7 protein-coding genes are annotated in these 10044 nt (G+C 62.9%); 2 read left to right on the plus strand and 5 right to left on the minus strand.

Annotated elements, in window-relative coordinates; translation table 11 throughout:
* The 3 genes from R3280_RS14255 to R3280_RS14265 form a co-directional block, all read right to left on the minus strand.
* On the minus strand, nt 1-739 hold a 739-nt coding region (locus tag R3280_RS14255), incomplete at its 3' end, for a putative 4-mercaptohistidine N1-methyltransferase (protein ID WP_318999281.1).
* Between the two features lie 10 nt (nt 740-749).
* Nucleotides 750-2099, minus strand: coding sequence for a selenoneine synthase SenA (senA, locus tag R3280_RS14260; protein ID WP_318999282.1), 1350 nt, complete (start codon nt 2097-2099; stop codon nt 750-752).
* A gap of 88 nt (nt 2100-2187) precedes the next feature.
* On the minus strand, nt 2188-4014 hold the full coding sequence (locus R3280_RS14265; protein ID WP_318999283.1) for an SLC13 family permease: 1827 nt from the start codon (nt 4012-4014) through the stop codon (nt 2188-2190).
* A gap of 198 nt (nt 4015-4212) precedes the next feature.
* Between R3280_RS14265 and R3280_RS14270 the strand changes: the two genes are divergently transcribed.
* Nucleotides 4213-4647 (plus strand): acyl-CoA thioesterase, encoded by a 435-nt coding sequence (locus R3280_RS14270; protein ID WP_318999284.1) that lies wholly within the window; start codon nt 4213-4215, stop codon nt 4645-4647.
* Between the two features lie 8 nt (nt 4648-4655).
* Nucleotides 4656-6437 (plus strand): ABC transporter ATP-binding protein/permease, encoded by a 1782-nt coding sequence (locus tag R3280_RS14275; protein ID WP_318999285.1) that lies wholly within the window; start codon nt 4656-4658, stop codon nt 6435-6437.
* Nucleotides 6438-6543: 106 nt separating this feature from the next.
* Here the strand turns inward: R3280_RS14275 and R3280_RS14280 are convergent, their stop codons facing one another.
* Together R3280_RS14280 and R3280_RS14285 are read right to left on the minus strand one after the other, a co-directional pair.
* Nucleotides 6544-8133 carry an isocitrate lyase gene (locus R3280_RS14280; RefSeq protein WP_413468786.1) on the minus strand — a complete coding sequence of 530 codons (1590 nt, stop codon included), beginning with the start codon at nt 8131-8133 and terminating at the stop codon, nt 6544-6546.
* 224 nt (nt 8134-8357) lie between these two features.
* Nucleotides 8358-10044: cation:proton antiporter family protein (locus tag R3280_RS14285; RefSeq protein WP_318999286.1), on the minus strand; the 1687-nt coding region annotated here is incomplete at its 5' end.

The following is a 10044-nucleotide window of genomic DNA, read 5'->3' on the forward strand; positions in this document are numbered from 1 at the left end:
AGGTCCGCCGCCAGGCGCTCAGCTCGGCAATGGAGTGCTGGAACTTGCGGCGGGTCTCACGGATCACGAAGGGCACATCCACCGGCGGTGCCACCATTTCGAAGTGCGGCGCAAGCACCGACTTCATGCCCTCCAGCACGGTCACCGGCTGGCCATTGCGCTCAAAGCCGCCGAGCCAGTTGGCCCTGGGTGTGAACTCTTCCAGCAGGGTATAGGGCGAGCTGATCACCAGGGTACCGCCTTCCGCCAGATGCTCATGCACGGACGCCAGAAACGCACCCGGGTTCTGCAGGCGGTCGATCAGGTTACCGGCGAAGATCAGGTCATAACCGCTGTATTCGGGCCCCAGGTTGCAGGCGTCGGCCACTTCAAAACGGACCCGGGCGGCGGCCCGGTCCAGACCCAGATCCGCCAGCCGGGCGGTGGCCTGGCTACCCAGCTCACCCTCGTCCCGCAGGAAATACTCCAACTCGCCACGGCTGACCAGTTCGCCGGCACTGGCAATGAACCGGTTGGACAGGTCGAGGCCGTCGACACGCTCGAACACCCGGGCCAGCTCCAGGGTACTGCGGCCCACCGCGCAACCCAGGTCCAGGGCCGTGCGTTTGTCACGGCCGGCCATCAGTTCCTGGCAGATAGTGGCGCAGCGGGCCGGATAATTGCCCACACCGAAATGGCTCTCACCGTAGTGGAATGCCAGGTACTGGCCCAGCTGTTCATCGGTTTCATAGAAATTCATCGCGATATCCTCACAGGGCGCAGGTCCTGAAACCGGTATAGACGTCGTTACGCTGGGGCAGGTAGGCCTGGCGGTAGGTGCCGCGGATCAGCAGCGAGGAGGTGGCGCAACTGCCGCCCTTGGTGACCTTGTGGTCACCGAACTGCAAAGTGGACATGTAGGGATAGATATCCACGCAGAACCCGTCGTAGGGCAGGAACTGGGTGGTGGTCCATTCCCACACGGTGCCCAGCATCTGGCGGCACCCGAAGGGGCCGTCCCCCTCCGGCATGGCAGCGACCGGCTGCTGCGCCAGGTAGTGGCCATCCATGTCCACCCGCTCGGGATGGGGTTCATCGCCCCAGGGGAAGCGCCGGAAGGCTGCACCGGGCCGGTTGCCCAGGGCGGCCGCCTCCCATTCGAACTCGGTCGGCAGGCGCCGGCCAGCCCAGTTGCAGTAGGCCTCGGCCTCCCAGTAGCTGACATGGGTGACGGGATGGGCCCGCGGCAGTGGCTGCCACTGGTCGAACACCCGCTCCTGCCATTGCCCGTCGCGGCGACGCCAGTACAGCGGATGGCGGGGCCGGCGCATGACCGGCTCGTCATGACCCTCCACCAGCGCCAGGTCCACTTCGGTATCCAGCCACTTGCGGCCGCCGAAAGACCAGAGATCCCGGCGCTCGTAGCCGCCGTCCTCCACAAACGCCAGGAATTCGGCGTTGGAGACCAGGGTGCGGGAAATCCGGAAACTGTCCAGGTGTTTCTCGAACCTTGGTTTCTCGTTGTCGAAAGCGAAGTCGTGGCGGGCGAAATCCGGCGAATCACCCGGCATACCGATCAGGTAGGTGCCGGCGGGAATCTCGGCATCCCCGAGGTTTTCCGGCTCCGGATTGCCCTCGGCCGCCGCCGGCAGTGAGAGCCGGGTGCCCGGTGGCGGCTCGTAGCCCACGGTCTGGCGGCACCAGATCATCGACTCGATGTGCATGTTCTGGTGGTAGATGGCGTAACGGTAGAGGTAGAGCGCCCGATCGCTAAGCGGCTCGGTCCTGATGCGCTCCTCGATACGGTCGTAGACCACATTGAAATAGTGCCGGGTCGCTTCCCGGCCGGGAAAGAGCCCTGGCTGCCAGCGGTCCCGGTGGTCAATGTGGAAAGAGTCCCAAAGGTCGTCCATGGCCGGGTCGTAGCTGGGTTTGCCATCCAGCTCGGCGAGGATGAACACTTCGTAGAAAAACGCGGCGTGGCCCATCTCCCAGAGTGGCGGATTGACACCCGGGTGGTAGGGCACCATCAACTTGTCGTCCGGCAGGCTGTCGATCAGCGCCAGGGTTCTGGCGCGGGTCTGATGCAGGGCCTGCAGTAGGCTGTCTCTGTCTTCCATAGGCTTCACTCGTCCCGCTGCGGCAGGAATCGATTACTGGTGTAGTCTCTACGCTCAGCCTATCACAGCAGATTAAGCCGCGGAGAGATCAGTTCCAGACCCAGAGGATCATGGGCACCGCCGTGGCCACCACCAGCGCCGACAGCGGCAGGCCAAGGCGCCAGTAATCCCCGAAACGGTAGCCGCCCGGCTCCATCACCAGCGCATTGGACTGATGGCCGATGGGGGTTAGAAACGCGCAGGAGGCGCCAATGGCCACGGTCATGAGCAGCGCATCGGCGCTCATGGCCAGCTGCTGGGACAGACTGATGGCAATGGGCGCCAGCAGGATGGCGGCGGCGGCGTTGTTCACCACGTTCGACAGCAGCATGGTGACCACCATCAGCATGATCAGCAGTGGCGCCGGGGCGAGGGTGCCGCCGATGGCCATCATCTGGTCGGCAATCAGGTTGGCGCCTCCGGTGGTTTCCAGCGCTTCCCCCACCGGGATCATGGCGCCCAGCAGGACAATGACCGACCAGTCGATACTGCGGTAAGCCTCCGAGGGATTCAGCAGCCCCACCACCACCATGGCCACGGCCGCCCCCACCAGCGCAGTGGCGGCCTGTACCACCCCCAGCATCAATGCGCCGATGGCGACGATGAAAATACCCGCCGCCAGCAGCGTGCGCCGGGGGCTGCCGATCCGCAGGCCGCGCTCGGCCAGGGGCAGGCAACCCAGATCCGACAGGGATTCATGGAGGGTGTCCTGACGGCCCTGCACCAGCAGAATATCGCCGGCGTTGAAGCGGATGTTGGCGATGCGCTTCTTGATCCGCTGCCCCTGGCGCGCCACGGCCACCACGTTGATGCCATAGCGTACCCTCAGGCTCAGACGGTTGGCGGTCTGGCCGATGAGGGGGGAATCGGCGCTGACAATGACCTCCAGAAGGTTGACGTCGCCGTTGTCCCGACGGCGCTTCTTTCGGCCCCCCTTTTCGTCCTCCAGCTCATCCTCCTCCACTTCTCCCTCCTCGCCGACACCGTCGGGGAGGCTCAGGTTGGCCACGTCCAGCAGGTACTGGAGACTGTCGGTGTCCGCCTCCACCAACAGGATGTCCCCTGGCCGCAGAACCTTGTAGGTGGAGGGCGCCAGCTCCCGGCGGTCATCCCGAATCAGGCCCAGCACCACCACATCGGCATCCTCCTCCACCTTTTCCAGCAGACTGTGGAGGGTGTTGCCAACCGACGACGATTTCTCCGGAACCTGGACTTCGGTGATGTAGTCCCCCACCGGGAAGAGTTCCTCTTCATCGGAGGGCTCCTTGCGCTGCGGCGTGAGGCGCCAGCCCAGCAGGGCGATGAAGGCGGTGCCCACCAGGGCAATGGCCAGGCCCACCGGCAGGTAGTCAAACAGGCCGAAAGCCTCAGCGCCGGTTTCTTCCCGGTAGGAGGAAATGATGATGTTCGGGGGCGTCCCGATCAGGGTCATGGTGCCCCCCAGCAGGGAGCCGAAGGCCAGCGGCATGAGCAGCAGGGAGGGCGAATGGCCGCCTTTGCGGGACAGCCAGACCGCCACCGGCATGAGCAGCGCCAGGGCGCCGGTATTGTTCATGAAGCCGGAGCACAGCGCCACCACACCGGTCAGGGTCACCACCTGGATCATCGGGTGGGTCCCGACCCGCCCGATAAAGCGCGCGATGCTGTCCACCACGCCGGCATTCACCAAGCCCTGGCTTACCACCAGCACCCCGGCCACGGTCACCACCGCGGGGTGGCCGAAACCGGCGAAGACTTCATCCGGGGGCACCAGCCCGATAACGGCGACCACCAGCAGGGCCAGCATGGCCACCACATCGAACCGCAGACGGCCCCAGATAAACATGGCCAGCGTGGCCGCCAGAACCGCGAATACGATGCCCTGATCGACTGTCAAACTGCTCCTCCCATGGTGTACGGCGTGTCGGCAACGCAGGCGATGGTGTAGGCTGGTGTCCGGTCTGGTAAACGGATTCGCCAGCCGCCACACTCAGTGACCAACCAAGGTATGCAAACAAACATGACCCGGAAAAACATCAAACCTGTGTCTGCTTCCAGCATAGACAACCACGTTTACAAGGTTTTTCCAAATGACATGAACGCCCAGAACACCGTCTTCGGCGGTATGATCATGGCCAAATGCGACCGCCTGGCCCTGGTGGTGGCGGAACGGCACTCCAGTCATGTCTGCGTCACCGTGGCGGTGGACTCCATCCACTTCCGGGCCCCGGCCAAGGGCAACGACACCCTGCTGTTCAACCTGTCGCTGAATCGCAGCTGGGGCTCGTCCATGGAAATCGGCGCCCGGGTCACCGCCGAGAACAGCTACACCGGTGATGTCCGCCACATCTTCTCCGCCTATTTCACCTTCGTGGCGCTGGACGAGAACGGCAAGCCCGTCAAGGTGCCGGCGGTCAGTACCGACAACGACACCCAGAAGCGCCGCTACGAGGATGCCCAGATCCGCCGCGACAGCCGTCTGGCAATGCGGGAACAGCTCGCCGATCACAACCGGAACCGGCACGACTGATGCGAGGCATGACCCTGCCCCCTGACCAGGAGCCCGGCCAGCTCAGTCTGAAAACCCTGAAGAGCCTCTGGCCCTACCTGCTGGAATACCGCAGTCGCATCTTCCTGGCCATGCTCTGCCTGGTGGGGGCCAAGGTGGCCACGGTGGGGGTGCCGTTCATCCTCAAGTACATTGTCGACGGCCTGGACAGCAAGACCATGCCGGACATGGCCCTGGCACTGCCGCTGGGGCTGCTGCTGGCCTACGGTGCCGCCCGTTTTGCCACCACCCTGTTCAGTGAGCTTAGGGACACGGTGTTCGGCCGGGTAACCGAGCGGGCCATGCGCCGCATCGGCCTGCAGGTGTTCCAGCACCTGCATGCGCTGGAACTGGACTTCCACCTCAACCGGCGTACCGGTGGCCTGTCCCGGGACATCGAACGAGGCGTCACCGGTGTCGGCTTCCTGCTGCGGATCATGGTGTTCAACATCGTGCCGACCCTGGTGGAGCTGGCCATGGTCACCGGCATCCTGCTCCTAAACTACAGCATCGGCTTCGTACTGATCACAGTAGCTGCTGTGCTGGCCTACATTGCTTTCTCGGTGCTGGTCACCAACTGGCGACTGGAATTCGTGCGGGAAGCCAACCTGGCGGACTCCACCAGCAATACCAGGGCGGTGGACAGCCTGCTCAACTACGAGACCGTCAAGTACTTCGGCAACGAGCAGTTCGAGGCCAATCGCTACGACGAGGATCTTGCCCACTGGGAACAGGCCCGGCGCAAGAACCGCCTGTCCCTGTTCCTGCTCAATGGCGGTCAGGCGCTGATCATCGCCCTCGCGGTGACCGCCATGATGGTGCTGGCGGCAGACCAGGTGATCGGCGGCCACATCACCATCGGCGATTTCGTGCTGATCAACGCCTTCACCATGCAGCTGTTCATACCCCTGGGTTTTCTGGGTTTTGTCTACCGGGAGCTGAAAAGCGCCACCACCAACATCGAGCGGATGTTCGAGCTGCTGGAAAAGGCGCCCACCATCACCGACGCCCCGGATGCCCGCGAACTGAAGGTGAGCGACGGCGCCATCGAGTTCGACCGGGTCAGCTTTGGCTACAGCGAGCGCCGGCCCATTCTTCATGACGTCAGCTTCCATGTGAAACCCCGCCAGAAGGTGGCGGTGGTGGGCAGCAGCGGTGCCGGCAAGTCCACCCTGGTGAAGCTGCTGTTCCGCTTCTACGACGCCACCGGCGGCGCCATCCGCATCGACGGGCAGGACATCCGGCAGGTGACCCAGGACTCTCTGCGCCGGGCCATCGGCATCGTGCCCCAGGACACGGTGCTGTTTAACACCAGCCTCTACGAGAATGTCCGCTATGGCCGCATTGACGCCACCCAAGCGGAGGTTCTCGAGGCCATCCGCCTGGCCCATCTGGAAGACTTCATCGCCGACCTGCCGGACGGTGTCCAGACCCGGGTGGGAGAGCGTGGCCTGAAACTCAGTGGCGGCGAGAAACAGCGCGTCGCCATTGCCCGAACCATTCTCAAGCGCCCACCCATCCTGGTGTTCGACGAGGCCACCTCGTCCCTGGACAGCGAGTCCGAGCAGGGCATATTGCAGGCAATCCGTGAAATCGCCCGGGGCCAGACCAGTCTGGTGATTGCCCATCGGCTGTCCACCATCGTCGATGCCGACGTCATCCTGGTGATGAGCCAGGGCCGCATCGTCGAGCACGGCAGCCACGAGGAACTGCTGGCCCGGGCCGGCACCTACGCCAACCTCTGGCAGATCCAGCAGCGCGAGAGCGACTGAGCACGGTTCCTGCGGAATAAAAAACCCCGCTGTCACCGAAGCAACAGCGGGGTTTTTGACAATCCAGGTCCGGGCCTGGCCCGGACCTGTCAGCAACCAGTCTGGATCAGAACTGGTTCATGGTGTTGTCTTTACCACCGGCCTTCAGGGCCGCATCACCGGCGAAGAACTCCTTGTGGTCATCGCCGATGTTGGAACCGGCCATGTCCTGGTGCTTCACGGTAGCGATGCCCTGACGGATTTCCTTGCGCTGGACACCGGCAACATAGGCCAGCATGCCTTCGTCACCGAAGTAGCCCTTGGCCAGGTTGTCGGTGGACAGGGCCGCGGTGTGGTAGGTCGGCAGGGTGATCAGGTGGTGGAAGATACCCGCTTCACGCGCAGCGTCGCGCTGGAAGTTGGCGGTCCACTCGTCGGCCAGCTTGCCCAACTCGGTCTCGTCGTACTTGGCGTTCATCAGGTCGGCACGGTCGTAACCGGACACGTCCTTGCCCTCTTCCTTCCAGGCATCGAATACCTGCTGACGGAAGTTCAGGGTCCAGTTGAAGGACGGGCTGTTGTTGTACACCAGCTTGGCGTCCGGCACCACTTCACGGATGCGGTTGACCATGGAGGCGATCTGGCCAACATGGGGCTTCTCGGTTTCGATCCACAGCAGGTCGGCACCGTTCTGCAGGCTGGTGATGCAGTCCAGCACAACACGGTCTTCGCCAGTGCCGGCACGGAACTGGAACAGGCCGGAAGGCAGACGCTTGGGCTTGAGCAGCTTGCCGTCGGACTTGATCACAACGTCGCCGTTGTTGATGTCGGAGGCGCTGTCGATGTACTCGCCGTCCAGGAAGCTGTTGTACTGGTCGCCCAGGTCACCCGGCTCGTTGGTAACGGCCAGCTTCTGGGTCAGGCCCGCGCCCAGGGAGTCGGTACGGGCAACGATGACGCCGTCGTCCACACCCAGCTCCAGGAACGCCAGACGTACGGCGTTGATCTTGGACAGGAAGTCGGCGTGGGGAACGGTTACCTTACCGTCCTGGTGGCCACACTGCTTCTCGTCGGATACCTGGTTTTCGATCTGGATACAGCAGGCACCGGCTTCGATCATCTTCTTGGCCAGCAGGTAGGTCGCCTCGGCGTTACCAAAACCGGCGTCGATGTCGGCAATGATGGGCACCACGTGGGTCTCGTGGTTGTCGATCTTGCTGATCAGTTCCTGGGCCTTGGCGCTGTCGCCGGCCTTCTCGGCGGCTTCCAGGTCGCGGAACAGGTGGTTCAGTTCCCATGCGTCGGCCTGACGCAGGAAGGTGTAGAGCTCGCCGATCAGGCTGGCAACGGAGGTCTTCTCATGCATGGACTGGTCAGGCAGCGGACCGAACTCGGAACGCAGGGCGGCAACCATCCAGCCGGACAGGTACAGGTAGCGACGCTTGGTGGAACCGAAGTGCTTCTTGATGGAGATCAGCTTCTGCTGACCGATGAAGCCGTGCCAGCAGCCCAGGGACTGGGTGTACTGGGAGCTGTCCTTGTCGTAGTTCGCCATGTCTTCGCGCATGATCTTGGCGGTGTACTTGGCGATGTCCAGGCCGGTCTTGAAACGATTCTGGGCGCGCATGCGAGCCGCGTGCTCGGGCTTGATGGCGTTCCAGGTGGGGTTGTTCTTGAGCAGCGATGCAACAGCATCAACGTCGTTTGCGTAGGGCATGATCTCAGTCCTGTCTCGTGCGGTGTTGAGGATCTCAGGCGAGCCAGCAGCCCGATCAAAAAGTGACCAGAATGCCGACGTTGGCGATCACTTTAGAGGCTTTGAATTTATAATTGAAATTTATAATATCTATTTTCGGCATTTTTTTGATGAATGCCAGAAAGAGCCTCGACAGGTGACTGATTCGACGTCGAATTTGAGCCGGCGAGGCGGTTCTGTGTCGCTCAGTGATCTGCCGACATGCGTTCGACAGCCTCGCGTCCGGCATCGTGGAAAGGCATGAAAACAGCGTCTGCGCCGGCTTCTCGGAGCATCTGCTCCTCGTCCGGATTCTGGGTGGATACCGCAATGCGGCCCTGGTAGCCGTGGTGGCGAAGCGACCGTACCAGTACCAGGCGAGGATCGGAGTGGGTCACCCCCAGTTCGTGCTCGGGCATGGCGGAAACAATCCATTGCGGCGAGTGCAGCGGCAGCGTTGCCAGAAACTCCTCGTCGGTGGCGTCGCCGTAGATGCCGGCCATACCCTGGCGCCGGCACCGCCGAACCACATCCGGATTGAAATCCACCACCAGGATCCGGTAACCGGCCTCGCGGAGATGAGTGGCAATGGAAGAGCCGTAGCGGCCGTAGCCGAACAGAATCACATCGTGGTTTCTTTCTGCTTCCCGCTCCTGGCCGGGGCTAACTTCCCGAAACGGGTGCCGGCGCTCGAAGCCCGCCAGCAGCGGCTCCAGTAATCCATAGAGGCGGTGGGAATAACTGATCATGTAAACCGACAGGGCAATAGTGATCAGCCCCACCAGGGTCACCAGGCCCAGCGCATCGGATCCAACATGACCCAGGGAAACCCCCATGGCGATAAAGATCAGCGAAAACTCACTGATCTGGGCCACCGTCAGACCCGCCAGGAAGCCGGTCCGTTTGCGAAAACCCAGGACCCCCATGATTACCATGACGATCAGGGGGTTGCCGACAAGAACGAACACAGAAAGCACCAGGGCCGGCGCCACCTGCTCGCCCAGCATTCGAAGGTCCAGCTGGGTGCCCAGGGCGATGAAGAAGAACAGCAAAAGGAAGTCCCGCAACGAAGCCAGCCGCGCCACGATAGCCTCCCGGTAGTCCGTGGAAGCCAGCGAGACCCCTGCCAGCAGGCCGCCCAGCTCCTTGCTGAGGCCGGCGTAATCCGCCACTGCCGCCAGAAAGGCGGCCCAGGCAATGGCAAAGATGATCAGTAATTCCGAGGAATGGGCAATCCGGCTCACCAGGCCATCCGCCAGATAGCGCACAAACAGCGCCACCAGCAGCAGCAGACCGGCGCCATAGGCCAGCACTGTCAGGATCTGACCCAGGGCGGACCCGGTGTCGCCCTCCGTGTTGCCGATGCCCACCGCCGACAGCACCAGCATGGCCAGCACCACCACCAGATCCTGGACGATCAAAAAGCCAATGGCGACCCTGCCATGAAGGGAATCCACCTCTTTCTTGTCGGTCAGCAGCTTGACGATAATGATGGTGCTCGAGAACGTCAGCGCCACAGCGACGTAAAGGGCGGCAACCGGCGCCAGCCCCAGCGCCAGGCCCAGGCCGTAGCCGATCACCGAGGTGAAAACAACCTGTCCCAGGCCCGTGGCCAGGGAGACCGAGCCCAGGGTCCGCACCAGTTTGAGGTCCAGCTTGAGCCCCACCAGAAAAAGCAGCAGGGCGATGCCCAGTTCCGCCAGCAATTCTATCTGGGCATCGGAGTGCACAAGATCCAGCGCCGCCGGGCCCGCCATTACGCCCACCGCAATAAAGCTCACAATCAGGGGCTGGCGCAGCAGCAGGCCCAGGGTGCCGGCCACCGCCGCCAGAATGAGCAGGGCGCTGATTTCGTAGAAAGGGTGGCTAGCCAGCAGTTCGACCATGGTTCTC

It is taken from the genome of Marinobacter sp., assembly GCF_033722195.1.
Lineage (GTDB): Bacteria > Pseudomonadota > Gammaproteobacteria > Pseudomonadales > Oleiphilaceae > Marinobacter.